Genomic DNA, 25,079 nt, shown 5'->3' on the forward strand with positions numbered 1-25,079 from the left:
TATTGTTGGCATCGGTATTGGTGTCGGACACCGCTTTTTGGTGTCCGACACCGGTTTTCTTCGGAAGCATCCACACGTTCGAGCCAAAACCGGTGTCGGACACCATTGATGGTGTCCGACACCAGGCGCCGTGCCCCCTGGCTTGCCCCCGAAGCGCCGGGTTCGTTCCCGCGCTTTTTCAATTGCCGCCCATCCTTGCCGAATCAACTACAATACGTCTGATAAGTTATTCACCACTACCGAGATCGTTAGCGCCATGCGTCGCCCATCCAAAGATTCATCTACTAAATTGTCTGCCGACAGCCAGCGCCTTTCCACCCTTGCCCAGGCCGTCGGCCAGGCAGGCAGCCGTCTCGAAGAGCGCAGCTGGGAGCGCGCGCTGGACGTGCAATTGACGAAACTGCTCAAGACGAGCCACCAGGACACCGTCGATGCCGCGCTGAACAGCCTGTTCGCCGCCGACCTGACTGCCTACGACGTGCTGATGGACAGCGTGGAAGCCGTCAGCGAATCCGCCACCATCACCGTCGAGACCGACGGCGCGCCGGTGCAGTACGACGTGCTGCTTGTCGCCGCGCCGATCCTGGCCTGGACCAGGTACTCGATCGCCTCCGGCGCCATCCCGGCCGATATCCTGAACACGCTGTCCGCCCACTTCTCGGCCCACCTGCTGGCCGATGGCACCAAGATGGCCATGGCCTCGAACCTGTTCTCGATCGACCAGCTGCCGCGCACCCATGCGGAAACGTACGCCAAGATGCACAAGCTGGCGCAGGCCGCCGTGAAGGGCGTGGCCGTGAAGACGGACGTGAAGTCGCCCGAGACGGCGCCCTTCCTGGCGGATACGCGCTACCTGATCGCCGCCATCGTCGCGCCGGCCGGCGGGCCACTGTTCCGCTGGCAGATGCCGGGCGCCCACCTGCACCAGGCGGACGAGCGCCGCACCGCGCTGGAAGCCTGGCGCACCCAGGCCACGCCCACCGTGGCGCGCCTGCTGCCCGGCTGCGGCATCGAACTGCTGCTGCCCGAAGCGTATTACATGGCGTGCCGCGAAGCCGATAAACTGATCCGCCCGGTGTCGATCCGCGCTGCCGTGCATTACCTGACGCACACGCTGGTCTGCGAGCCGGCCGACCTGCGCGCCGTCATCGCCGGCTTCGGGGAGGAAGCGGCCGACGGCCAGGTGGACGAGTACCGCGTGGCCTTCACGCGCCGCTCGGATACCGATGTGATCTATGGCGTCGTCTGGCCGCTGTATGGCCAGGAAGACGAAGAAGGCACGCCGCCCGAAGGCCCGATGGCCGGCGGCCTGGCCACGCTGCTGCAGCCGCGCACGCCGGTCGAGGAAATCGTCGAACACCTGGGCGCGGCCGGCGTCACCGTCGTCAAGAAGCTGTCGGAGCGCTACGTTGCCGAATACTGCGACGATTGCGGCGCCCCGCTGTTCGCCGACCCGGCCGGTGAGCTAGTCCATGCCGAGATGCCGGAAGACGCCCCGGCCGGCACCGAGCACTTCCACTGATCGCTTCCCAAACGAAAAAACCTCGCAGACCGCGAGGTTTTTTTTCACCCGAAAACCGGTGACAGGCTCCGATTTCGATCGGATTCCGATCCAAAACCGGTGACAGGCTCCGATTTCGTTTGAAAGTTTCCAAACAATCGGAGCCTGTCACCGGTTTTTTTTAGGTTGCGTTTGCCCGCCTTATCCTTGCCATTGCTGGACGCCAGCCGAGGCGGACATGGCGTCAGCGCTTCAGTGAGCCTGCCGAGTTGCTTTCCGTGCCGGGATTGCTGCCGCTATTCGAGCCGTTGCTGGTTCCACCGCTCGTTCCACCACTGATGCCGGTACCGGTCGCACCGCCGGTGGTGCCCGTGTTCGAGCCGCCGCTGGTGCCGCTCTCGGTGCGGGTGGCATCCATGCCCTGGCCCGGCGTGCCGGCTGCCTGGCCGCCGGTGGTCGTGCCGCCGGTGGACGAACCGGACGAGGTGCCGGAGCTGGCACCCGCGTCCTTGCCGGCATGCTTGCCGCCGTGCTTCTTCGTCTTCGACTGTTTCGTGTCGCCGGAAGTCGCCTGGTTGCTGGAAGCGCCCTGCGTGCGTTGCGGGTCGGTGGAACTGCTTTGGCCGCTCTGGGCGTAAGCAAGGGTCGCCATCGAGGCGAGGACTGCTGCGATCAATGTCTTGCGCATGGTAGGGCTCCTGTCATGGTCGTTCGGTCCCGATGACCGTGGACGACAAGATTAGCGTTTTCGCCACGCGCACAGCATCGGAGCCCGTACCTCCATCCGGTCGGAGGGCTCTTACCTCACTCGACAATAAGCTCCAATTCGCGGTGCGACACCCCCACCACTTTGGATAATCGGAGCCTGTCCACTGGTTTTCGCATGCTTTCACCCCAAAAGCGAAGGCTGGGGTCAGGTGGGAGTCCTGGCATGCATGCCAGGACCGTTGCGCAGGCGCGAAGCGTGCTTCACGAAACCCCTGCTTCACCCCGGCGGGGCGTAGTCGGGGTTTCAAGGAGCACCGCTCCTTGGCGACATAGCGATAATGGCCTGCAAGCCATTATTCCTCCCTGACCCCGGCATTTGCACTTGGAGTAGGCTTAACTGGACGGCATCGGAGCCTGTCACCGGTTTTTTTCAGAGGTTGCTGTTGCCCGTCGTCGCCTTGCCGTTGCTGGACTTGCGGCTGTCGGTGCGCTGCGTGCCGTGGCCGGACGTGTCGTCCGGCGCGGCCTTGTCGCGCCCTGCCCGGTTCGCCGTGCTGCCCAGCGGCGCCGGTTCCCGGCCGGGCACCGGGCGCACCTTGTCGCTGGTCTTCGGCGCGGTGGGCGCGGCCTTGCGGCTGGCCGCATCGCTGCTGGCATCGGCATCCTGCAAGCCCACGCTGCCCGGCTTGTTCTTCAGCGCGTCGCCAACCGTCGATTGCCCGTGCGCGGTGCCGGCCACTGCGGCAACGCAGAGTCCCATGATGATGAAGTTCTGTCGCATAACGCCTCCTGGTCTGTTCGCCGGCACCGCACGGTGTCAGCGGGTGGTACCGCCGCTCGTGCCCGACGAACCGCCGGTGCTGGACGTGCCGGATGTGCCGGACGTGCCGCCCGTGCCGGTGGAGCCACCGGTACCCGACGAACCGCCGGTGCCCGAGGAACCGCTGCCGCCCGACATGCCGCCGGTTCCGGAGGAACCGCCAGTGCCCGAGGTGCCGCCCGCGCCGGACGAAGTGCCGGAACCCGCCGTACCGGAAGCGCCGCTGCCGGAAGTGCTGCCGGAGGAACCGCCGGACGAGCTGCCCGAAGAACCGCTTTGCTGCGAACCGGCGTTGGAACCGGACTTGCTGCGCTTGGATTTCTTGGTCGACTGCTGATCCGACGAGCCGCTGCCGGACGTCGCGTTGTTCGACGACGCGCCGGACGTGCGCTGCGGATCGGTGGAAGTGCTGCCGCTCGCACCGCTCTGGGCGTAAGCGACGGTTGCCATCGTTGCGAGGACTGCTGCGATCAGGGTTTTGCGCATGGTAGAGCTCCTGTTGAGATTCGGACTGTGGGAGCGGTCACGGGGACCGCGGACAGCCAGAGTACCCACTTCGCGATGCGTGCTGCATCGGCGTGCATACCGTCATGCGGTCGGAAGGTTCCTACCTGTCTCGACAGTAATCGGGTAACACGCGATCTGCGATGCAGCGCAACCCTGGTCGCGGTCTGGAACCGGCGGCCCTACCAGGCCGAGTAGGGATGGCTGATCAGGTTCGAATTCAGGTAGCGCTTGTCGTGGGTGACTTCCTCGCCCACCCAGTCCGGCTTGTCGAACGCCGTGTCTTCGGCGGGCAGTTCGATTTCCGCCACCACCAGCCCGGCGTTCACGCCGAGGAACTCGTCGACTTCCCACACGAAGCCCGCGTACGGAATCCGGCGCCGGTATTTCTCGATGACCGGCTGCTCGCACAGCCGGTCCAGGAACTCGGCGGCGTCCGCCACCGGCAGCGGGTATTCCCACTCGCCACGCGACACGCCGACCGCCTTGCTCTTGATCGTCATGACGGCGTGGTCGCCCTCGATCCGCACGCGCACCACGCGCTCGGGATGCGAGGACAGGTAACCCTGGCGCAGCAGCACCGGCTGCACATGGGGTGCGCCCTCGGTGCGCCAGCCATCGTCCCGTACCAGGAACTTGCGTTCGATTTCAATGCCCATCAGTCGTCCAGTGACAGGAGAACAGGTTGCAGGATCGCGGCACCCAGCGCGGCGCTGCGGGCGCCGTTCCAGCCCACATGCGGCACCGGCAGGTCGGCGTTGTCCTTGAACGGCATTTCCAGCGTCAGCGACAGGCACTGGAAATGGTGGCCGACATACTTCGAGGCCAGCGTCAGCACGTCCGCCTTGTACTTGCTGACGGGGTAGCCCACCTTGTCCTGGAAGTCCGGGCTGGCATTCTTGTAGCGCTCGATGAAGGCCTTCTGCGCGGCGGCCTGCTGCGGCGTGAACGTCTCCAGCATCTCGTTGCCGGCCACGAAGTTGTACGGCAGCGCCTCGTCGCCATGGATGTCGAAGAACATGTTGACGCCCGTCTCGTGCAGCTTCTGCTTCACGCACAGCACTTCCGGCGAACGCTCCGCCGTCGGCGCCATCCATTCGCGGTTCAGGTTGGCGCCGGCCGCATTGGTGCGCAGGTTGCCGCGCACCGAACCATCCGGGTTCATGTTCGGTACGATATAGAACACGCAGCGCTGCAGCAGCTTGCGGGCGAGCGGATTGGCATCGTCCAGCAGCGCATCGATCAGGCCCTCGATGAACCACTCGGCCATCGATTCGCCCGGGTGCTGGCGGGCGATGAACCAGATCTTCTTTTCCGCCTGCGGGTCTCCGATCGCCACCAGGTTCATGTCGCGGCCATCCACCGACGAGCCCAGGTCGAGCACGCGCGCCACCGGATTTTCCGCCACTTCACCCAGCAGGCGCAGGTGCCGTTCCCACGAATACGGCTCGAAGTAGGCGTAGTACACGCTGTCCAGGTCCGGCGTGTGCCGGATCGTCATCACTTCGCCATCGAACGAGGTCGGCACGCGGAACCAGTTCTCGCCATCGTAGCTGGCCACCGCGCTGTAGTCCTCGAAGCCCTTGGCGTAGGTGGCCTGGCCGGCATTCAGGAAGCGCAGGTTCAACCCGGTGCCGCGCACGCCCTGCACGCGGAAGTGGAACCACTGGTGGATGTCGGCATGCGAATCGCTGCGCAGCTTCAGTTCGATATTGGCGGGATTCTCCGCGCTCACGACGTCGATCGCGCCGGAGTCGAAGTTCTGACTGATTTTGATGGTCATTGTGGGATCCGTCGGGTTTGGATGGCGTTATTGTCGTCGGGTTTACGGCAAAAGGGCAAGTCCACGGAACTTGCCCTTGAAGCAGTCATACTGCCGGCTTACCCCAGAGGCAGATGCCGGGGTCGGACCCGGCGGGTCCGACCCCAGGGTTACGCCGTTGGAGTTAACAACGCAGCCGGGTCATTGCACTCACATCAGTCGACGTTCCGTCCCCGCGCCTTCAGCGCCGCCCGCACGCCGGCGCCATACGCCGCATCGGCCTTGTCGAAATGCCCCAGCTGCCGCTGGATGATCTCGTCGGACACCTGCGACAGCGGCCCGGCCAGGTTGTCGAACAGGGCTTGCTGCTCGGCCGCGTCCAGCACGCGGAACAGGTTGCCGGCCTGCGTGAAGTCGTCGTCCGTGCCGCGCGGGTCGTACAGGCCGGCCGCACCGTTCAGCGCCAGCGCCGGTTCGCCATTACCCAGGCCCTGCACACCCGAACCGCCTGCCTGCACCGTGTGGTAGTTCTGCTCGGCGCCGCCGTTGGCGAAGGCCATCGCGCCGTCGCGCTGCTGGTTGTGCACCGGGCAGCGCGGCGCATTCACGGGCAGGTACTGGTGGTTGGTGCCCACGCGGTACAGCTGGGCGTCGTGGTAGGCGAACAGGCGTGCCTGCAGCATCTTGTCCGGCGAGTAGCCCATGCCCGGTACCACGTTCGATGGCGACAGCGCGGCCTGCTCCACTTCGGCGTGGTAGTTCACCGGGTTGCGGTTCAGTTCCAGCACGCCCACTTGCTGCAGCGGGAAGTCGCCATGCGGCCACACTTTCGTCAGGTCGAACGGATTCCAGCCGGTGCGCTGTTCCCATGCCGCCAGCTCGGCTTCGGTCGCCACCTGGATCGACACGGTCCAGCGCGGGAAATCGCCGCGGGCGATCGCGTTGAACAGGTCGCGCTGCGCATAGTCCGGGTCTTCGCCGGCCAGGCGCGTGGCATCGGCGGCGCTCAGGTTCTTGATGCCCTGCTGCGTCAGGAAGTGCCATTTTACGTAGACACGCTCGCCGGCATCGTTGATCAGGCTGTACGTGTGGCTGCCGAAGCCGTGCATGTGGCGGTAGCCGTCCGGCGTGCCGCGGCTGGAGAACAGCGTGGTCACCTGGTGCAGGCTTTCCGGCGCCTTGCTCCAGAAGTCGAACATCATCGTGGCCGACTTCAGGTTGGTTTGCGGATCGCGCTTCTGCGTGTGGATGAAGTCCGGGAACTTGATGCCGTCCTTCAGGAAGAACACGGGCGTGTTGTTGCCCACCAGGTCCCAGTTGCCTTCCTCGGTATAGAAGCGCACCGCGAAACCGCGCGGATCGCGCTCGGTATCTGCGCTGCCCTTTTCGCCGCCCACGGTGGAAAAGCGCAGGAACGTCTCGGTTTCCTTGCCGATCGCCGAGAACAGTTTCGCTTTCGAGAACTGCGAGATGTCGTGCGTGACGGTGAACTTGCCGTAGGCGCCGGAACCCTTCGCGTGCACTACGCGCTCTGGAATGCGCTCACGGTTGAAGTGCTGCAGCTTCTCGATCAGGTGGAAGTCCTGCAGCAGCAACGGACCACGGGCGCCTGCGCTGGCCGAATTCTGGTTGTCGGCAACGGGAATGCCGGATGCGGTGGTGATTGGCGGCTGGCTCATGCTTGGCTCCTCAGTGGTGTGAACGTGAGGAAATTTTACGTTCAAGCTTTGCATTGGGAAAGCCAATTAATTAAATGAGCATGATAGCTATTCCCAATGGTAGAGCTGCCCATCACCCGTTTTTGCAGGCCGCTGTTGTAATGCCGTCGCCGCGCTGTATCAAGCTACACAGCGCGCATGTGCTTGCTGGTCCGATAGCGCTCATGCCAAGAAAGCGCTTCTTCCAGCACGTGCGGGGTCTGCCCGCCGCGCAGCAGCGCGCGCTCGTAATAGTCGCGCAGCTGGCCGCGGTAGTCCGGATGGGCGCAGCGCTCGATGATCAGCGGCGCGCGTTCGCGGGGCGCCAGCCCGCGCAAGTCGGCCAGGCCCCATTCCGTCACCAGCACGTCCACGTCGTGTTCCGTATGGTCCACGTGCGCCACCATCGGCACCACGCTGGAAATGGCGCCATCCTTCGCCTCGGACTTGCTGACGAAGATCGCCAGCTCGCCGTTGCGGGCGAAGTCGCCGGAACCGCCGATGCCGTTCATCATGTTCGTGCCGCCTACATGGGTGGAGTTCACATTGCCGTAGATATCGAATTCCAGCGCCGTGTTCAGGCCGATGATGCCGAGCCGGCGCACGATCTCCGGATGGTTGCTGATTTCCTGCGGGCGCAGCACGATGCGGTCGCGGTACCGGTCCAGGTTGGCCAGGAAGCGCTCGTGCATCGGTGCCGACAGCGTGATCGACGAGGCCGACGCCAGCGCCAGCTGGCCCGATTCGAGCAGCGCGATGGCGCTGTCCTGCAGCACTTCGGAATACATCGACAGATTGCGGAACGACGACTGCGCCAGGCCATGCAGCACCGCGTTGGCGATGGTGCCGATGCCCGCCTGCAGCGGCAGCAGTTCCGGGCCCATGCGGCCGGCCGCCACCTCCCCCTCCAGGAAGGCGATCACGTGGCGTGCGATCGCATCGGTGCCTTCATCCGGCGGCAGCACGGACGACGGGCTGTCCGCGTGGTCCGTGACGACAATCGCCGCGATGCGCTCCGGGTCCAGCATGATCGCGCCGCTGCCGATGCGCTGGCCCGGATGCGTCAGCGGAATCGGCTCGCGCGCGGGGCGCGGGCGCGGCACGTAGATATCGTGCAGGCCCTCCAGCGCCGCGGGCGCCGCCAGGTTCAGCTCGACGATCACGTGCCTGGCGGCCTGCACGAAGCTGGCACTGTTCCCCACCGCCATGGTCGGCACGATCGCGCCATCCTCGCGGATCGCGCAGGCTTCGATGACGGCGATGTCGATGCGCGGCAGCGCGCCGCTGCGCAGTTGCTCGGCGGTCTCCGACAGGTGCTGATCGATGAACATGACTTCGCCCGTATTTATCTTGCGGCGCATCGACGCATCGGCCTGGAACGGCAGGCGGCGGCGGATCACGCCGGCGTTGGCCATCATGCCATCGCTGTCGTTGCCCAGCGAGGCGCCGGTGATCAGCGTGAGGCCCAGCGGCTGCTCGCGGGCCCGTTCGACGAGCGCGCGCGGCAGCGCCTTAGCATCGCCGGCCTTCGTGAAGCCGCTCATGCCTACCGTCATGCCCGGCTCGAACAGGCGCGCGGCCTGTCCAGCGCTCTGGATGCGGGCCAGCAGCCCGGGATGCCGGATGCGTTCCGCCACATTGTGCTCCACCATGGTGTCCTCCACTATTCTTGGTTCGATCAGTGGAGTATAGGAGTGCCATTCATGGATAATATGACTTAAATTCACCAATTCCATTCGAAAAATTCATGCCGCCCGCGGCGCCCCGCCACCCATGGATATCCGATCGCTGCGCTACTTCGTTGAAACCGCCCGCCTGTCCAGCTTTACCCAGGCGGCCGAGCTGCTCCACGTGACGCAGTCGACCATCAGCAAGATGGTGCACCAGCTGGAGGAAGAACTGGGCACCCCGCTGTTCGTCCGCGATGGCCGCCGCCTCGGCCTGACCGATACCGGGCGCGTGGTGTTCCAGCGCGGCGAGGAAATGCTGGCGACGATGCGCACGCTGGCCGCCGAGGTGCGCGACGTGCAGGCAGTGCGCCGGGGCACCCTCACGGTCGGCATCCCGCCGATGATCAATGTGCTGTTCACGCCGGTGCTGAAGGCGTTCCGCGAACGCCATCCGGACATCGCGCTCGTGCTGCGCGAAGAGACCGGCCAGAACGTCGAGCGGCTGGTGGCGGGCGGCGAGCTGGAACTCGGCATGACCGTGCTGCCTGCCGACCCGGGCCTGGCGGTGGAGACGCTGCCGGTGGCCACTTACCCGATGTGGGCGCTGGCGGCCGGGGGCACCTTCCAGCGCCAGCGGCGCACGCTGAAGCTGTCCGCCCTGAAGGAATTGCCGCTGGTGCTGCTGACCGACGACTTCGCGCTGACCCGCGCGCTGCGCCGCGCGTTCGCGCAAGCGGGGTTCGAGCCCGTGGTCGCGGCGCAAAGCGGCCAGTGGGACTGGCTGGTGGAAATGGCATCGGCCGGCATCGGCGTGGCGCTGCTGCCGGAACCCTTCATCGAGCGGCTGGCCGACGCATCGCTGCAGGCCGTGCGCATCGTCGAACCGGAACTGCCGTGGCAGGTGGCGCACGTACGCAGCGGCAGATATCTGTCGCACGCTGCCCGCGCGTGGCTGGAGGTTTCCGCAGAAGTGCTGGGCTAGCGCCGCATGTTCAACTCCTGCGCGGGCTTGGCTGGAGGTTTCCGCAGAAGTGCCGGGCTGGCGCCGGCCATCGGCCGGCGCACTGGCGGTGTATTGCCTCTGTGTATTGCCTCTGTATATTGCCTTACTTGCGCGCGAATTTGCGCCGTGCCGCCAGCAACAGCAGGCCGGCACCGAACATCGCATACGTCTGCGGCTCGGGAATCGCCGCCAGCGGTTCATTGCCATAGGTCGACGAACCGGAGGTCATGTACAGATAGATCCTGGTCGAGACATCGCTGTCATTGGCGAAGCCAAGGTTGAAATGGCCGGACCGCTGGCCGCCCGGCTCGTCCTGCCTTGCCCACAAGTCGAGGTCTTCCTGGACGGTCCGGCCCTGGTCGGATAGCTGGGCAAGCATCGAAACATTGGCGGACTGAGTGCCCAGGTCGTCGCCCTGCCGCGAGATGGACATCGCATAGTCGCCGGACAGCCACAACTCGCTGTGTGCCGCCAAGTCGACCCGGAAATACTGGATACCGCTACTGTAGAGGTGGCCCGCTGGCGACGGTCCGGGGAAAGACGCAAAGGTTTCGAGGCTGCCCAGGCTGCCATCGGTACGGACCCACGTGGTGGCCTGCCCTGCCGAGATCGATGCGCTGCCCGCCTGGCCAAGATCGGCGAAAGCCTCGTCTTCGTAGCGCGTCAATTCCAGGTCATTCGGTCCCAGTGCGGCAAACGATGACAGAGCCGTGTAGGACGTCGGCACGATGGCGTAGTTCGCAGCGATGCCGTCATCCGGCGCCAGGTCACGAACGCTCAGCTGGACGTTGCTGAAGGCGGTTCGTGTTTCGATGACCGATGCGCCGTGCGCGGGGAGCGCGGCGGCCAGCGCCACGGTTGCGCAAGTAGCGAACTGCAGGAAACATCTCATTGTTTGATCCCGTCTACGATAGGTGAATGTCGAGGTTTGGCGCGAGCGCCGTGCCGGCTGGCGCCGCATGACCCGATTCTATCCAGCGGCACTGAAACAGTAAAATATTAACAACACTTTCATAAGTGAATGAACGATTTACAACAAAGGGCGTGGTTGCGAAACGTCCCGTCGAGCCGTCGTCGAAAGTGCCGGGCTGGCGTGCCCGCGGCGTTGCGCCACTGTCATGGCATCCGCCCGGTCCGCAACGCGTGCGCCCAGTCGGGCCGGCCATTGCCCTCGGCCAGCAGCGCCGCGAATTCGCTGTCGTACGGCACGGCGATGTGCTCGACCATCCAGCCGGCCGCGGTGCGCTCGATGAGTGCGTAGCGCGCGTGCGGTGTCAGGTTTTCGGATTGGTGCGGGAATGGCTGGTCATGGTCGTAGGCCTGCAGGCCCACGCTGCCGGGGTTGACGACCAGGCGTCCGTCGTCGAGCCGCACGCTGCGCGGCACGTGCGTGTGGCCGCACAGGATCAGCGAGGCGCGCGCGTCGCCGGCCCGCTCCAGCACTTCGTCGTGCGTGGCGGGCCGCTGGCCCGATTCGGTGACGGTCTCGGTCCAGTACACCAGGTCGGACGACGGCGTGCCATGCACCAGCAGCACATCGTCCGTCAGCCTGAGCGTGGCCGGCAGCGAATGGATCGAGGCACGCTGCACTTCGGTGATCTGCTCGTGGGCATGGCGGTCCGACGCACCCATCTTTTCCGGTACATGCATCAGCACCTGGCGTTCATGGTTGCCGGCGATGGTCGGCATGTCCAGCGCCATCAGGCGCTCGGCCGTCTCGCGCGGTTGCAGCGGGCCGGACAGGATGTCGCCCAGGTTCACCGTCACGGTCGCGCCGCGCCGTTCGATATCGGCCAGCACCGCCTCCAGGGCGCCGAGATTGCCGTGGATATCCGAGATTGCCGCGATCTTCATGGTGTTCTCCCTGCTCTTTTCCACGTTTGATCCACCAGTATAAGCGGGCGGCGCGAGGCGGCGCGCGATGCTACATTGGCCACTTCACAGGCAACCGGCTGAGGAAAAGGCGATGGAATTCGACTACCAGGGATACACGATCCGCACCGAAGAGTACGAAGATACGGCCGCCGTGCACGATCACCAATGGCACTGCACGATCATCATCAAGGGCCACGTGGATACGTGGAGCGACCGCTTCACCGCCGAGCAGCGCTTTGCCAGCCGGGCCGATGCCGAGGCGGGCGCGGCCCGTATCGCCCGCGAATACCTCGACAAGAAGCTGGCCGGTTCCGGGCAGGGCAACCCTCAGGTATAGGCCAGCAGGCGGCCGCAGGCGATCACGCCGATCCACAGCAGCAGCGACAGCAGCGCATGGGCCCGCGCGCCGAGCGGTGCTGGCGTGCCCACGTTCCACGCACCCACGCCACGGTACACGCCGGCGTGGAATGCCAGCGCGTTCACCCCGGCCAGCGCAATCAGCGCCAGCTTCACGCCGAAGGTAGGGTTGGCGAGGAACTCCGCGGGCCCGCTGGCGAACAACAGCAGCCCGGCCGGCACGATCAGCAGCAGGCTGCCCGCCGCCCATGGCAGCAGGTGCGCACCCAGCGCGTCCACCGGCAGGCGGCGTGCACAGCCGAGCACGCGCAAATCGAACATGGCGACCGCGCCCACCAGGATCGCGAAGCCGACGATGTGCACCGTCTCGACGGCCGGATACAGCCACACGCCATCGCGCATCGCCACCGCCACGGGCGTGGCGGCCAGCCACTGCGCCGCTTGCGCCAGCGCGCCGGCCATCAGCGCAGCTCGACCGTCTTTTCCTTGCTGTCGACAGCCAGCGTGATGCGTTCGGCGCGCAGCTCGCCATCCTTGCTGCGGTGCGGGTAGCCGTAAACAGTGGCTTGCGCGCCGCTGGCCAGCGACTGCTTCGGCAAGCCGCGGCTTTCCATCCGCGATGGTGGCGCCAGCACCACGTGCCAGGTCTTGTCGGCGGCCTTCAGCGCCACATAGCCGTGCGGCTGGGAATAGCCGCTCTCGGCGATGGTGCCGGTCAGCGTGAGGGGCTTGTCGGCGTTGTATTCGCTCCAGCCGTGGTGGGCGAACGCGGACGCGGCGGCGCCCATGGCCAGCGCCAGCACGTGGGCAACGACGAGGGATCGCTTCATGGTCTCTCCTGCGGTGTCGGTACCCCGGCACTTTAGCTGAACGGGTTGAAAGTGCAAGCGCCGGGCCGTGCCGTGCGCACCCCTGCTCGCGCAACGAAACCCGACAGCCCTGCCGATCATTCATTCCCATATTTTTTATTGCCTGGCCAGCGCCCTGCCGCTAAGCTGCCGCTTCCATCGATATTGAAAAGACCATGGCGACCGCCGACATCCACCACGCCTCCGCTGCCCGCCCGCTGACCGGCCAGGACTACAAGACGCTGTCGCTGGCGGCCCTCGGCGGCGCGCTGGAGTTCTACGACTTCATCATCTTCGTGTTCTTCGCCACCACCATCGGCGCGCTGTTCTTCCCGCCATCGATGCCGGACTGGCTGCGCCTGTTCCAGACCTTCGGCATCTTCGCCGCGGGCTACGTGGTGCGCCCGCTGGGCGGCATGGTGATGGCCCACTTCGGCGACCTGCTGGGCCGCAAGAAGATGTTCAACCTGTCGATCGTGCTGATGGCCGTGCCCACGCTGATGATCGGCCTGCTGCCCACCTATGCCAGCGTGGGCCTGGCCGCGCCGCTGCTGCTGTTGCTGTTCCGCGTGCTGCAAGGCGCGGCGGTGGGCGGCGAAGTGCCCGGCGCCTGGGTGTTCGTGTCCGAGCACGTGCCGGCGCGGCGCATCGGCTACGCGTGCGGCACGCTGACCGCCGGCCTCACGTTCGGCATCCTGCTCGGCTCCCTGATGGCACGGGGCATCCACCACTTCTTCACGCCTGGCGAAGTGGAAGCCTTTGCGTGGCGCATCCCGTTCCTGCTGGGTGGCATCTTCGGCCTGGGTGCGATGTACCTGCGCCGCTGGCTGCATGAAACGCCGGTCTTCACCGAACTGCAGCAGCGCAAGGCGCTGGCCGCCGAACTGCCGCTGAAGGCGGTGCTGCGCGGGCACCGGCGCGCTGTCGTGCTGTCGATGCTGCTGACGTGGATGCTGTCGGCCGGCATCGTCGTGGTGATCCTGATGACGCCCGCGCTGCTGCAGAAGATCCACGGCTTCGACGCGCCCACCGCGCTGCAGGCCAACACCGCGGCGACGCTGTGCCTGGCGTTCGGCTGCATCGCCGCCGGCCTGCTGGCCGACCGGTTCGGCGCGCGGCCCGTGCTGCTGGGCGGTGCCCTGCTGTTCGGCGCCTGCACGTGGCTGTTCTACACCACGCTGCCGGCCCGCCCCGACCTGCTGCTGCCCCTGTACGCCGTGCTGGGCTTCTCGGTCGGAGTGGTCGGCGTGGTGCCCGGCGTGATGGTGCGCGCCTTCCCCCCGGCAGTGCGGTTTTCCGGCATCTCGTTTTCCTACAACCTGTCCTACGCCATCTTCGGCGGACTCACGCCCGTCATGGTGACGCTGCTGCTGAAGAACCATCCGCTGGCGCCGGCCTACTACGTGATGGGGCTGTGCGCGCTGGGCGCCGTGATCGCGCTGGTCATGAAAGAAGACCGGCAAGTAATGTGAACGCTTCGGCTCGCGGCCCCTGGCATCACCGGGCGACGCGAGGCAATCTGCCGGCGGTGTCCGACAATACCCGTCCATGGCGAAGGCGTGCCTCCTACAACGGTTGAGCTGTGCGGCCTACCCGCGCCGGCCAGCCGCCGGCCTATGATTTCCTCAACGATGACGCCGTGATGTCCACGGTATCCAACGAGGAGATCAACATGCCGAATACCATCAAGACCACGCCAGCCGCCAGCAAGAAAACCACCCTGCTGGCCAGCGCCGCCCCCAATGCGATCGAGCTGCTGAAAGCCGACCATGACAAGGTCAAGGCCATGTTCGAGCAGTACGAAGGCTTGAGCGGCCGCGCCGTCGCATCGAAGAAAAAGCTGGTGCGCGAGATCTGCCTGGAGCTGACCAAGCACACGCTGGCGGAAGAAGAGATCTTCTACTCGGCCGTCCGCAAGGCCCTCGGCGACGAGGACATGGTGGACGAAGCCACCGTCGAACACGCCTGCGCGAAGGACCTGATCGAACAGCTGCTGTCGATGGAGCCGGGCGACGACCTCTACGACGCCAAGGTGAAAGTGCTGTCCGAGCAGATCGAGCACCATGTCGAGGAAGAAGAGAAGGAAATGTTCCCGAAGGCGAAAAAGGCCAAGCTCGACATGGCTGAACTGGGCGAGGCGATCCAGGCACGCAAGGACGAGATCGGCCTGCCGCTGCCGCACTGACCGGCTGACCCGGCCGATCGCCCCGCCGGTCGCCTGATCGGCTGATTGGCTGGGCGCCTCTTGTCCAGGCATGGTCGGGCCGCCTTGTCGACTGTTCGGCAGCGCGGCGCGACAAACACAATATTATCTCGTTTGTCATGCTTTTCCCCGCGCTGCTAGAATGCCGTCATGTTCAAGACCCGGCACTGGCGCACCTGCTTCACCTGGTTGGCTCTCGCAGCCATCCTGGCTGCCGCATTGCTGCCGTCCGTGTCGCGCGCGCTGGCCAGCGACCGCATCGGGAACATCATGATGGCCGAGATCTGCGCGCCGAGCGGCATGAGCTATGCCGGCATGCAGGCCCCGGATGACCAGTCCATCGGCCACATGGACGATTGCGCCTACTGCCGCTTCCAGGCCGATACGCCGGCCCTGCCCGCCATGGCCTTCCTGGTCGGACCGGGCGGCATCGCCGCGCCGCGGCCGCATCTTTTCTACCATTCCCCCACTCCGCTGTTCGCCTGGACTGACGCGAAGCCGCGCGGTCCCCCTCTGCTGGCCTGATCGTCCTCCGCGTGCGGCTGCTCGTTGCAGCCGCTCATTGCAGCCGCTCATTGCAGCCGCTCGTTACAGCATGACCGGGCTGCAGCCGACCATCCACAGCAGAACAACATGAACATCGCCACCACCACGCCCGCGCCGGTGCGCACGCGCCTTTCCGTCCCCTGCCTGCTCGCACTGGCGAGCCTTGCAGCTTCCCTGCCCTGCCGCGTCCACGCCGAGGACGCCACGCTGCCCACCGTCGTCGTGACCGGGCGCGCCGACAACGGCGCCCTGGCCGCGCCAGCGGGCGCCGGCTCCAATCTTGGCCTGAGCCGCTTCGACACGCCGGCCAGCATCGACATCATCACGCGCCGGCAGCTCGACGAGCGCGGCGACATCGAGCTGCTCGAAGCCATCACGCGCGCGCCGGGCATCAGCGCCATGCCGCACCCGGGCAACGGCAATTCGTCGGTGGCCGCGCGCGGCTTCACCGACACCACCTCCGTCATGCGGCTGTACGACGGCATGCGCCAGTATGGCGGCGCCGGGCTGACCTTCCCGTTCGATACCTGGTCGGTCGAGCGCATCGAAGTGCTGCGCGGCCCCGCTTCCGTGATCCATGGCGATGGCGCCATCGGCGGTGTCATCAACGTGGTGCCCAAGCAGCCCACCCGCAATGCGCCGGAACACGAACTGCAGCTCGGCATCGGCAACCAGCACAGCCGCCGTGCCGCCTTCGGCAGCGGCGGCGCGATCGACGAACGCTGGTCGTACCGCGTCGACGCCAGCACGGAGCGTGCCGACGGCTGGGTGGACATGGGCGAACACAGCAATCGTGCCGTTTCCGGCGCCCTCCGCTTCGATGTATCGCCCGCGCTGAACATCCGCCTGAGTACCGCGCGCGGCAAGCAGGAGCCCATGCGTTACTTCGGCACGCCGCTGGTCGACGGCAAGCCGGTGCCGGCCATCGCGGACCGGAACTACAACGTGGCCGACAGCGTGATGCGCTTCGACGACCGCTGGACGGACGTGCTGGTGAACTGGCAGCCGAACGACACCACCACCGTGCGCAGCCGCTTCTACCGCATCGCCAGCGACCGCCACTGGCGCGACGTGGAAGGCTATTCGTACAACGCCGCGACGGGCGTGCTCGACCGGAGCGATGCCACCGAGATCCGCCATGACCAGTCGCAGGCCGGGAACACCACCGATTTGGTGGTCAAGGGCGGATTGTTCGGCCTCGACAACGCGGTGTCGCTTGGTTTCGACATCAACTTCACCGACTTCACCCACACCAACAACACCTACACGGGCAGCGCTCCTTCGGTCGACCTGTACCACCCGGTGCCTGGCGCGTTCGCCAGCCCGGTTCCCACCATCCCGCGCTACCACACGGAAGCAAGGCAGTTCGCACTGTTCGCCGAGGACCGGCTGCGGCTGACGGGGAAGTGGTCCGTACTGGCGGGCCTGCGCTATGACCACGCCGAGCTGGCGCGCGACGACCTGGTGGCCAGCCGGCAAGCGTTCGAGCGCACATTCACGAACGTGGGCTGGCGCCTCGGCACCGTGTACCAGGCCACGCCGGCGCTGGCGTTCTACGGCCAGTACGCGAACGCGGCCGACCCGATCGGCGCCCTGCTGTTCCTCTCCACCGCCAACAGCAAGTTCGACAACGCCACCGGGCGCCAGCTTGAAATCGGCGTCAAGCACGCGTTCGCGGCCGCCGGCGAATGGACCCTGGCGCTCTACGACATCAGCAAGACCAACCTGCTCACGCGCGATTCGGCCACCCCATCGCAAAGCCTGCAGGTGGGCGAGCGTTCGTCGCGCGGCATCGAGGCCACCGTGATGGCGGCGCTGGCTCCCGGCTGGCGCATCGAAGCCAACGCCGCCCTGCTGCGTGCGCGCTTCGAGGACTTCAATGAATCGGTCGGCGGCCAGGCGGTATCGCGCGCCGGCAACACGCCGCCGGACGTGCCCAGGCGCCTGGCCAACGTCTGGCTGAACTGGGACTTCCTGCCCGCCTGGACGGCCAGCGCCGGCCTGCGCTACGTGGGCGAGCGCAATGCCGACAACGCCAACACATTGAAGATGCCAAGCTATGCCGTCACGGACCTGTCGCTGCGCTGGCAGGCCGCACCCCGCACCCAGGTGGCCCTGCGCGCCGCGAACGTGTTCGACAAACGCTATTTCACGACCGCCTACTACATGCCCGAACAGTGGTTCTACGGGCCGCACCGCAAGCTGGACCTGGTCGTGAACCACCGGTTCTAGGCACATGAAACGCACCGTTTATCTCGTGCACCGGTGGACCGGCATCGCCATGTGCCTGCTGATGGCGATCTGGTTCGCCAGCGGGATCGTGATGCTGTTCGTCGGCTACCCGAAGCTGACCCCGGCCGAACGCCTGGCCGCCTTGCCGGCATTGGAACGGCCGGACTGCTGTGTCGATCCCGCGCAGGCGCTGGCTGGCGCCGGCATCGGCCAGGTGACATCGCTGGCGCTGACGTCGATCGGCGACAGGCCCCATTATGTGTTGCAGGATGCTACCGGTGCGCAAGTGTCGGTCGATGGCATCAGCGGCATTCCGCCTGGCGCTGTCGATCCGGAGCAGGCGATGCGCGCCGGCCTCGCGTTCGCATCGGGCTCGCCCGCGCGCTACGACGGCACCGTGTTCGAGGATCGCTGGACGCATGCGCGCGGGCTGAATGCGCACCGCCCGCTGCATGTCATTGAACTCGGCGATGCGGCCGCGACGCGCGTCTACGTCTCGTCCGCGACCGGGCAGGTGGTGCTCGACGCGCCGCGCGCGGAGCGCGGCTGGAACTACGCCGGCGCCTGGCTGCACTGGCTGTACATGTTGAAGAACCAGCCGACCGATCCCGTGTGGACGTGGACGCTGGTCGCCATCTCCGCAGTCGGCGTGTTCACGTCCATCACGGGCATCGTCAACGGCATCTGGCGCTGGCGTTTCAGTGGCCGCTACCGGAACGGTTCGCGCACGCCCTACCGCGAAGCCGCCATGCGCTGGCATCATATGCTGGGCCTCGTGTTCGGCGCCATCCTGTGCACCTGGGTATTCAGCGGCTTGATGTCGATGAATCCGGCCGGGGTGTTCGATGCCAAGGGTGCAAAGCCCGACGTGGCGGCCATGCAAGGCGGCACTCCCGGCGCTTTGCGCCTGCCGCTGGGGGCCGCCGATGTCCTGGCATTGCTCCTTCGCGAAGGATTCGCCGCGCGGGAACTGGAGTGGCGCGTGCTGGACGGCGAACCGTTCATCCTTGCGCGGGACGGCATCAACGACACCCGCATCGTTCGCGCTTCCGGGCAAGGCTTCGTTGTCGCCCGCGCCTGGCCCGAAGAAACGCTGCGCAGGATTGCCGCGCGTGCGCTGCCCTGGCCGGTCGCTTCGTTTGACAGGCTGGAACGGTACGACGCGTATTACTACCTGCGCGACCAGGCGTCGATGTATGGCGGGAACGAGCGGCGCCTGCCCGCGCTGCGCGTGGTGTTCGGCGATCCCTCCGCGACGTGGATCCACCTCGACATGCGCACCGGCCAACTGGAGCTGAGCGCCGACCGGTCGCAGCGCGTGGGGCGGTGGCTGTTCAACCTGCTGCACAGCTGGGACTTGCCGGCGATGCTGTCGACCGGATGGCTGCGCATCGTGGCAATCATCCTGCTGAGTACCGGTGGATTGGCCCTCAGCGCGACGGCGGCGATCATTGCCTGCCGGCGCCTGCGGCCAGCGCGTAGAATGCAGCCCTTTAAGGGATAACAACGAGGATGGAAACGTGAAGAAAACCGATCTGGCAAAATTCGACGCCAAGAAACTGATGGGCAAGGTTGCGGCACCAGGCGCCGCGTTCGGCAATGCCGTTGCACCCGCCGTCGATAAACGCGAACAGCGCAAGCGCGACCAGGCGCTGGGACTGGTGCCGTTCGCCGTGAAGCTCAACAGCGAACTGGTAAAGCAGCTGCAGGCGCGGGCCGCCGAGACGGGGCAGGATTTGAATGTGACTGTGGCGGAGGTGCTGGCCAGGGGCCTGGAGGCGACTGCGGATTGATGAATAAATGATGGGGTGCGGAACGACGCTCGTACAAAGCTAGCAGACGGCACGTACAGACTGCAGTTCCTATAGCCGCCCCAGTCAATTCGCCATCGAAATTTAGCCCAGGTTGCGTTACATGTCGCGCGACTTGCCGCTCAACTAGCAAGCTCTGCTATTTTGAATCCCCTCTGTCCGACTGTCATTCTATTGCAGCTCAAGAGCTTGCTGCAGAGTCACCCCATCATCGAACGTCTTGTAATTTCTCGGATATCCTTTGGGAAAATTGAGCGTCGGCCGCAGAGCGCGGTGAAAGACTTGTTCGAGCCTGCGGATGATCGTCGCGCCTGCATTGTTCGCATCTATCAGCAACAGGCGATGATGGCCTATTAACGGAAGAGCTTTGACATAATCCCCGTAGTTTTCAGGATCAAGCCCGAGCGATTTAACGGTCCTCCGCAAATAAGTATTCATCCCGTACTTGGGGGACATACCGAAATGGCCGCCAATCCGGTGCGCAAAATGGCTTGACGAACACTTTCCAACGTACGTGCAAGCGCCGGCTTCGTTGAAGAAGAGGTATACACCATGACGAAATGCACCATGCTCGTCTTTGCCATCGCGCAGTAGCATGTCGAACAGCGTCAACTCCGCCAATTGTCGCTTCGGCGATTCATGGAGTAACTTCACTATATCGCTCAGTGAAAGTTCTCGGATATCCTGGAGGCGAATCGAGATCCTGGCGCCATTCAGTTCGAACGACGTGACTCCTGACTCAACTGGGATCGGATCGGGCATGGATTATGGCTCCGGCACAGGCCTGTTAAGCGCTGCTAATGTTTTAAATACAGGAGAAGTGCAGCGTTGTCTGCGGAAATTGTCCAAAGGAGCGAGGCGTATCCGTCTCACGCAGGATCTGCATCGTTTTTCCCTGGCTGGAGCAGTACATTGCAGCATCTCGCATGGTTGCAGCTTTCAGTGCACCTAGGGAAGCGGCGGGACCGTTGTCCTCCCTTGCAACCATAAATTGATTGTTTCCAGTGCTGATCACGCCAGTGGATGAGGCGCATCCGGCGACAAGAAGTAGAACAAGGATGACAGATTGGGTTTTCATGAGGACATATTGCCGGGATGGGAGGCATGCCAACCGACAACAAATAATTTGCAATTTGAAATTATATTTGATAAGGAGAAATATAGCAATTGATCGCCGCTACACGCGAACGGGGATGATTGAGCAAAATGACGATATCTTAGAAAAATTCGCAATCATACAAAGGCCACCAGCAGTCGATGACGTCGATCCCCTTCTACGAACAACACGCGGCCCGGCTGGCCGGCCAGTACGAATCCCTGGATTTCAGCGAGGTGCATGCCGGCTTGCTGGACCTGCTTCCACCGCCCGGCGGGATGGTGCTCGATGTCGGCGCCGGCTCCGGCCGCGATGCCGCCTGGTTCGCGGCGAACGGCTACGAAGTCGTTGCCGTCGATCCGTCCGAGGCCATGCTTGCCCAGGCGCGCCGGCTTCACCCGTCCGGCCGGATCCGATGGCTGTCCGACAGCCTGCCGGACCTCGCCAAAGTACCCCGTCTCGGCCTGAGGTTCGATCTCATCCTGCTGTCCGCCGTCTGGATGCACGTTCACCCGGCGGACCGCCAGCGCTCGCTGCGCAAGCTGGCAACGCTGCTGGCCCCCAACGGCCGCATCGCCATCAGCCTTCGCCTCGGCATCCCGGACGCCGAACGGGCAATGCATGAGGTGTCGCTGCAGGAGCTGTCCTTGCTCGCCCGGCAGTTCGGGCTGCGTATCGTACGCACCAGCGACAGCCCCGACAAGCTGGGACGCGGCGATGTCTCGTGGACCAGCGTCGTGCTGGGACTACCCGACGATGGCCTCGGCGCCTTGCCCCTGCTGCGGCACCTGATCCTGGTCGACGAGAAGTCGTCCACGTACAAGATCGCGCTGCTGCGTGTCATCGCCCGCATCGCCGACACGGCGGCGGGCCTGGCGCGCCATGAAGCCGAATCGGTGGTCGTACCGCTGGGACTCGTGTCCCTGTTCTGGCTGCGCATGTACAAGCCGCTGATCGAGCACCAGTTGCCGCAGATGCCGGCGTCACGCCTGGGAACCGGGCCTGGCTTCGTCACCGATAACTTCCATGCGCTCAGGCAGATCGCTCCCGCCGAACTGGGCATCGGTTCCATGTTCACGGGCGATACCGCGAGGCACCTGCATCGCGCCCTGTCGGAGATCTCGCAAGTGATACGGGACATGCCGGGCAGATACCTGCGCTGGCCATCCAGCGACAAGCCGATCTTCGAGATCGTCCGGCGCCGGCAGACCTCCACGCCGCAGCAACAGCGCATCGACGACGCTTTCCTGTGCGGCTTCGGCGATTTCCGCGTGCCGCTCGACGTCTGGCAGGCGCTGACGCATTACAACGTCTGGATCGAGCCGGTGCTGGTATCCGAGTGGGTCAGGCTGATCGAAGCCTATTCCGCTGGCCGGGTGCCGGACGTGCGCATGCTCGCGCACCGGCTGCTCACATGGGCCGACCCCATTCGCGATACCGGCTTCGCCAGGGCAGCGGTCGAGCGCATTCGCGCTGATGGCAAGCCGGTGTACTGCGTGTGGACCGGCGCCAGGCTGCGCGACGAGTACGATATCGACCATTGCTTTCCATTCGCGGCCTGGCCTTGCGGGGATGCGTGGAACCTGATGCCGTCCGCACGCCACATCAATATCCAGAAATCCAACCGGCTGGTGACACAGGGAGCACTGGAGCGCGCCAGTGACTGGATCACCGAGTGGTGGGCGTCTGCGTTCATCGACCGGGGCGAGGAGCCGCGCCAGCGATTCTTCCTGGAAGCGGCGCAGACGCTGCCGCTGCTCGTTGCCTCACCCGGGACGGCCGATGTCATCGACGCGATGAAAATTCATCGGATCAGGCTGAGCAAGGATCAGGGCTTGCGGCCTTGGGAGCCGGGGCTGCGTGGCGGGAGATCTGGCGAGACGGCATCGTCCATTGAAGCGCCTGGTTCGGCTGATGTTTGACAGCGGAATCCAGGGAATCCTCCCTGATGGATGCCTCGCATGGGAGGCCTCTGGCGTGCATGAGGGAGCAGCCGCACTGGCGCTTGTATCGTAGGTAAATCCAACTTGGCGAACCGATGGGTTCAGGCTAGCCTATGTATTGCTTCCTTGAGCGGCTCGGCAGAATAGCGTTCTTCCCCATCCAGCTCACCGGCATCGTTGAACACAATGCGGCCCCATGCCTTGCAGAACGCGTAGGCGACACCCCTCGCAAAGAGCCAGCTCCCCCGAGTTTTCACATCAGCAAGAAGCGAACACTCCTCATCGCCGGTCACGTCCGTAGCGCAACGACTGATCGATACCCAGCATCGATCATTGTCCTCTTGACCCTCGATCACGATGAAGCCATCGGCTAACGCACTGGAGAAGGTATCGTTGTTATCCAGCCAAATCCCAGGTGCCGGCAGTGCAAACGCCGCCAAGGCGGCGGCCCCAACAAAATCGGCCGCATAAACATCGCCAGTATGGGTCGCAGTCCGGCCTGCGTCATTTGCCCCAATAGCTTTATGAGGTTCGGTTAGGAAATCAGTCGAATTTCAGAGTGTTGTCTATTGAACTCCGCCTGTTCACTTTCCTCAACGAGGGCATGTGCGCTCTCAGGGATTCTTGTTCGAGAAATGTTGATCCCATGTTTGCAAACTTCACACCAGATTAATTTCCACCCAAAATTACTATCACGAAAACCAAAGTATTGGTACGCAAGCCCAAGCGAGCCACATGCCGGGCATGCACACTCACGAAGAGTCCCATCATCAGCAGGCAAAGCTTTTAACCAATCCATATACGTTGAATTATTGATTTTCATTTGAAACCATCCAGTCGGCCAGATCTATTGTTCAGGCCTACCCCGCCTTCTTCGGCTGCTTGTGTGACGTAGCGCATTTTCATCGGCACCTTCAGTTCAGAAAACTCGCCGACATACCTGTTCTTCGAAGAAGATCGACAGTCTGACTATTTGCTCCAATGGCATCAACTTTCGCACCTGTCCGTGCGGGCGATGCACTGCGTCCGCTATCAGGCAGCAACGACTCCACCGCCATGGGAACCGAATTATTCGGCCGCTCCTGCAACTGCGGATGTGCAAGCAGCCGCCCTTCGTTCGCGCTTACCCACCGTGCAAACCTCTCCCCAAGCGCCCGGCTCTGCCGGAGCTTCTGCACCAGCACGGCAATATTCCCTCGGCCCACCGTGAGATAAGCCACCGGTGCCATCAGGATGGCCGTCACCATGAGGACATGGCCTTGGGCCATGTGCCACGCGCCATTTAAGTCGTTATGCGCTTGATAAAATCGGACAAAACTGCCTTTACGGCTACCCCTGAACGATCTCGGAGAATGACAATGCGCTCCAACGTTGCTGGCGGAATCTTTAATTCCCCTTGCGATAAAGAGCGGAGCGAATCCGCTGCGGCTACCACTACTTTCTCATCATCTTCCTCCAACATGTCCAGCAAAATTTCCAGCACGATTTGCGACGGTTGCGAATCGAGAGTTTCGGCACACCGGACTTTCCAGATATCGGTATTGTCACGCCACCTTTTAGCAAGAGCACCCCAATCCTCGACGGGAAACTTGTTCAAAATTCCACAGGCTTCGGAAATTCCTTCGTTGGACCAGAAACTAATCGAAAATCCCTGACGCAAATAATCCTCAAATTCAGAAAACATACCCCGCCCTAGCGCTTTGGCGCATATGTATTGAGCGCAGTCCAAGTGCCACATGTTGGGCAAGCAGCAATAGCCTTTTTGCCAATTTTTGAAACTTCCAAATCAACCCCATCAGAGCAAAAACGTCTCTGTTAACCGCCGCGCTACAGGCGAAAAAAGTTTCGCAAGCAAAGCGACTGTCGTGCGAAGCGTGTTTTGCAAAGCGGATTCGATGCTAATTTTAAGAAAATTGGTATGTCACGTTGGCGTGCTCAACCCCGGTTTTCAGCCCGGTTACCTCAGGCGCACTGATCATCAAGGTCCAATGCCCAAATACAAATATGAGTTCCTGAAGCGCAATGACTTTTGTCATGGCTTCCCTCCTCTACCAGCTTTCGCCGCTTAATAACCCAGTTCAGTTTTTCGAACCGCTCTTTCGCTGGCATGCCAATCTAAGTCCCCCTTTTTCCAGGACGTGGGCGAACCGCTCGGCTAGGGTGAGATTTCAGCCATGCAACTCTCAACATCCTGCGTCTGCCGGAGCAATTTCAACTCTTTTTCTCAACTACAGAAAACTGACCGATCCAGTCAGCTTGTTGACAACGACAACCACGGGTCCTTCTACTAAAGTCTTCTCGGGACTATGTACGTCAAACACAACACCCCAATCCTCGGGTCTGCGCTCAGTTGTCTTAGCATGAGAGTCTGGCGAGCTGCCACTTCGCTAATCATGACCTAAATCCTCCAACATACTCAGTATAAGCGACAGCATGCTGCTGCACGGCTTCGTGTTTTCGGATCGTTAAGGAATTCGCCACGGCGGATAATAAAATCCGATAT

General features: G+C 63.9%; 28 protein-coding genes. 10 read left to right on the forward strand and 18 right to left on the reverse strand.

Annotated features, from left to right (window positions below):
* Nucleotides 1-256 precede the first annotated feature (256 nt).
* Nucleotides 257-1,522: a DUF2863 family protein gene (locus OU994_RS25060; protein ID WP_281608138.1), complete on the forward strand. Its 1,266-nt coding sequence runs from the start codon at nt 257-259 to the stop codon at nt 1,520-1,522.
* Nucleotides 1,523-1,745: 223 nt separating this feature from the next.
* Here OU994_RS25060 and OU994_RS25065 read toward each other — a convergent pair whose 3' ends face one another.
* The 7 genes from OU994_RS25065 to OU994_RS25095 form a co-directional block, all read right to left on the reverse strand.
* Nucleotides 1,746-2,189, reverse strand: a complete 444-nt coding sequence (locus tag OU994_RS25065; RefSeq protein ID WP_281608139.1) for a hypothetical protein — start codon at nt 2,187-2,189, stop codon at nt 1,746-1,748.
* 450 nt (nt 2,190-2,639) lie between these two features.
* Nucleotides 2,640-2,990 (reverse strand): hypothetical protein, encoded by a 351-nt coding sequence (locus OU994_RS25070; RefSeq protein WP_281608140.1) that lies wholly within the window; start codon nt 2,988-2,990, stop codon nt 2,640-2,642.
* A gap of 36 nt (nt 2,991-3,026) precedes the next feature.
* A complete protein-coding gene (locus tag OU994_RS25075; RefSeq protein ID WP_281608141.1) occupies nt 3,027-3,515 on the reverse strand; it encodes a hypothetical protein in 489 nt (162 codons plus the stop codon).
* A gap of 200 nt (nt 3,516-3,715) precedes the next feature.
* Nucleotides 3,716-4,192, reverse strand: a complete 477-nt coding sequence (locus OU994_RS25080; RefSeq protein ID WP_131144564.1) for a CYTH domain-containing protein — start codon at nt 4,190-4,192, stop codon at nt 3,716-3,718.
* Entirely contained in the window at nt 4,192-5,316 is a 1,125-nt protein-coding gene (locus OU994_RS25085; RefSeq protein WP_281608142.1) for a M14-type cytosolic carboxypeptidase, read from the reverse strand. The genes OU994_RS25080 and OU994_RS25085 overlap by 1 nt, the downstream gene beginning before the upstream one ends.
* Before the next feature lie 194 nt (nt 5,317-5,510).
* Nucleotides 5,511-6,974 carry a catalase gene (locus OU994_RS25090; RefSeq protein WP_281608143.1) on the reverse strand — a complete coding sequence of 488 codons (1,464 nt, stop codon included), beginning with the start codon at nt 6,972-6,974 and terminating at the stop codon, nt 5,511-5,513.
* A 164-nt stretch (nt 6,975-7,138) separates the two neighbouring features.
* Complete coding sequence (locus tag OU994_RS25095; RefSeq protein ID WP_281608144.1) at nt 7,139-8,644, reverse strand: acetyl-CoA hydrolase/transferase family protein; 1,506 nt, start codon at nt 8,642-8,644, stop codon at nt 7,139-7,141.
* A 121-nt stretch (nt 8,645-8,765) separates the two neighbouring features.
* Between OU994_RS25095 and OU994_RS25100 the strand changes: the two genes are divergently transcribed.
* Complete coding sequence (locus tag OU994_RS25100; protein WP_281608145.1) at nt 8,766-9,644, forward strand: LysR substrate-binding domain-containing protein; 879 nt, start codon at nt 8,766-8,768, stop codon at nt 9,642-9,644.
* 124 nt (nt 9,645-9,768) lie between these two features.
* On the opposite strand, the gene OU994_RS25105 is transcribed toward OU994_RS25100, so the two are convergent.
* Both OU994_RS25105 and OU994_RS25110 read right to left on the reverse strand, forming a co-directional pair.
* Nucleotides 9,769-10,521: a PEP-CTERM sorting domain-containing protein gene (locus OU994_RS25105; RefSeq protein WP_281608146.1), complete on the reverse strand. Its 753-nt coding sequence runs from the start codon at nt 10,519-10,521 to the stop codon at nt 9,769-9,771.
* 260 nt (nt 10,522-10,781) lie between these two features.
* Nucleotides 10,782-11,519 carry a metallophosphoesterase gene (locus tag OU994_RS25110; protein WP_281608147.1) on the reverse strand — a complete coding sequence of 246 codons (738 nt, stop codon included), beginning with the start codon at nt 11,517-11,519 and terminating at the stop codon, nt 10,782-10,784.
* Between the two features lie 112 nt (nt 11,520-11,631).
* Between OU994_RS25110 and OU994_RS25115 the strand changes: the two genes are divergently transcribed.
* Nucleotides 11,632-11,877: a hypothetical protein gene (locus OU994_RS25115; protein WP_131144556.1), complete on the forward strand. Its 246-nt coding sequence runs from the start codon at nt 11,632-11,634 to the stop codon at nt 11,875-11,877.
* On the opposite strand, the gene OU994_RS25120 is transcribed toward OU994_RS25115, so the two are convergent.
* Both OU994_RS25120 and OU994_RS25125 read right to left on the reverse strand, forming a co-directional pair.
* On the reverse strand, nt 11,868-12,359 hold the full coding sequence (locus OU994_RS25120; RefSeq protein WP_281608148.1) for a hypothetical protein: 492 nt from the start codon (nt 12,357-12,359) through the stop codon (nt 11,868-11,870). The two genes, OU994_RS25115 and OU994_RS25120, sit on opposite strands and share 10 nt — an antisense overlap.
* Complete coding sequence (locus OU994_RS25125; RefSeq protein ID WP_131144554.1) at nt 12,359-12,727, reverse strand: DUF6152 family protein; 369 nt, start codon at nt 12,725-12,727, stop codon at nt 12,359-12,361. The genes OU994_RS25120 and OU994_RS25125 overlap by 1 nt, the downstream gene beginning before the upstream one ends.
* A 194-nt stretch (nt 12,728-12,921) precedes the next feature.
* Here OU994_RS25125 and OU994_RS25130 point away from each other — a divergent pair, with 194 nt between their 5' ends.
* From OU994_RS25130 to OU994_RS25155, 6 genes are all read left to right on the forward strand, one after another.
* Nucleotides 12,922-14,217 (forward strand): MFS transporter, encoded by a 1,296-nt coding sequence (locus OU994_RS25130; protein WP_281608149.1) that lies wholly within the window; start codon nt 12,922-12,924, stop codon nt 14,215-14,217.
* Nucleotides 14,218-14,417: 200 nt separating this feature from the next.
* Entirely contained in the window at nt 14,418-14,930 is a 513-nt protein-coding gene (locus tag OU994_RS25135) for a hemerythrin domain-containing protein (protein WP_281608150.1), read from the forward strand.
* Between the two features lie 168 nt (nt 14,931-15,098).
* Entirely contained in the window at nt 15,099-15,473 is a 375-nt protein-coding gene (locus OU994_RS25140; RefSeq protein WP_281608151.1) for a DUF2946 domain-containing protein, read from the forward strand.
* Between the two features lie 108 nt (nt 15,474-15,581).
* Complete coding sequence (locus OU994_RS25145; RefSeq protein ID WP_281608152.1) at nt 15,582-17,726, forward strand: TonB-dependent siderophore receptor; 2,145 nt, start codon at nt 15,582-15,584, stop codon at nt 17,724-17,726.
* 4 nt (nt 17,727-17,730) lie between these two features.
* On the forward strand, nt 17,731-19,230 hold the full coding sequence (locus OU994_RS25150) for a PepSY domain-containing protein (protein ID WP_281608153.1): 1,500 nt from the start codon (nt 17,731-17,733) through the stop codon (nt 19,228-19,230).
* A 16-nt stretch (nt 19,231-19,246) separates the two neighbouring features.
* A complete protein-coding gene (locus tag OU994_RS25155) occupies nt 19,247-19,519 on the forward strand; it encodes a hypothetical protein (protein WP_281608154.1) in 273 nt (90 codons plus the stop codon).
* Between the two features lie 189 nt (nt 19,520-19,708).
* Here OU994_RS25155 and OU994_RS25160 read toward each other — a convergent pair whose 3' ends face one another.
* Both OU994_RS25160 and OU994_RS25165 read right to left on the reverse strand, forming a co-directional pair.
* Entirely contained in the window at nt 19,709-20,299 is a 591-nt protein-coding gene (locus tag OU994_RS25160) for a hypothetical protein (protein ID WP_281608155.1), read from the reverse strand.
* Nucleotides 20,300-20,342: 43 nt separating this feature from the next.
* The gene (locus OU994_RS25165; RefSeq protein WP_281608156.1) at nt 20,343-20,615 is read right to left on the reverse strand and encodes a hypothetical protein; all 273 of its coding nucleotides are present in this window, start codon (nt 20,613-20,615) and stop codon (nt 20,343-20,345) included.
* Between the two features lie 179 nt (nt 20,616-20,794).
* Here OU994_RS25165 and OU994_RS25170 point away from each other — a divergent pair, with 179 nt between their 5' ends.
* Nucleotides 20,795-22,555, forward strand: coding sequence for a class I SAM-dependent methyltransferase (locus OU994_RS25170; RefSeq protein ID WP_281608157.1), 1,761 nt, complete (start codon nt 20,795-20,797; stop codon nt 22,553-22,555).
* Nucleotides 22,556-22,677: 122 nt separating this feature from the next.
* Here OU994_RS25170 and OU994_RS25175 read toward each other — a convergent pair whose 3' ends face one another.
* The 5 genes from OU994_RS25175 to OU994_RS25195 form a co-directional block, all read right to left on the reverse strand.
* Complete coding sequence (locus OU994_RS25175; protein WP_281608158.1) at nt 22,678-23,016, reverse strand: hypothetical protein; 339 nt, start codon at nt 23,014-23,016, stop codon at nt 22,678-22,680.
* Between the two features lie 95 nt (nt 23,017-23,111).
* Nucleotides 23,112-23,399, reverse strand: coding sequence for a hypothetical protein (locus OU994_RS25180; protein ID WP_281608159.1), 288 nt, complete (start codon nt 23,397-23,399; stop codon nt 23,112-23,114).
* Nucleotides 23,400-23,490: 91 nt separating this feature from the next.
* The gene (locus OU994_RS25185) at nt 23,491-23,823 is read right to left on the reverse strand and encodes a DUF6861 domain-containing protein (RefSeq protein ID WP_281608160.1); all 333 of its coding nucleotides are present in this window, start codon (nt 23,821-23,823) and stop codon (nt 23,491-23,493) included.
* 35 nt (nt 23,824-23,858) lie between these two features.
* Nucleotides 23,859-24,260: a hypothetical protein gene (locus tag OU994_RS25190; protein ID WP_281608161.1), complete on the reverse strand. Its 402-nt coding sequence runs from the start codon at nt 24,258-24,260 to the stop codon at nt 23,859-23,861.
* Nucleotides 24,261-24,480: 220 nt separating this feature from the next.
* Complete coding sequence (locus tag OU994_RS25195; RefSeq protein ID WP_281608162.1) at nt 24,481-24,612, reverse strand: hypothetical protein; 132 nt, start codon at nt 24,610-24,612, stop codon at nt 24,481-24,483.
* Between the last annotated feature and the right edge of the window lie 467 nt (nt 24,613-25,079).

Origin of the sequence: Pseudoduganella sp. SL102 (assembly GCF_027856995.1) — a bacterium.
GTDB lineage: Bacteria > Pseudomonadota > Gammaproteobacteria > Burkholderiales > Burkholderiaceae_D > Rugamonas > Rugamonas albidiflava.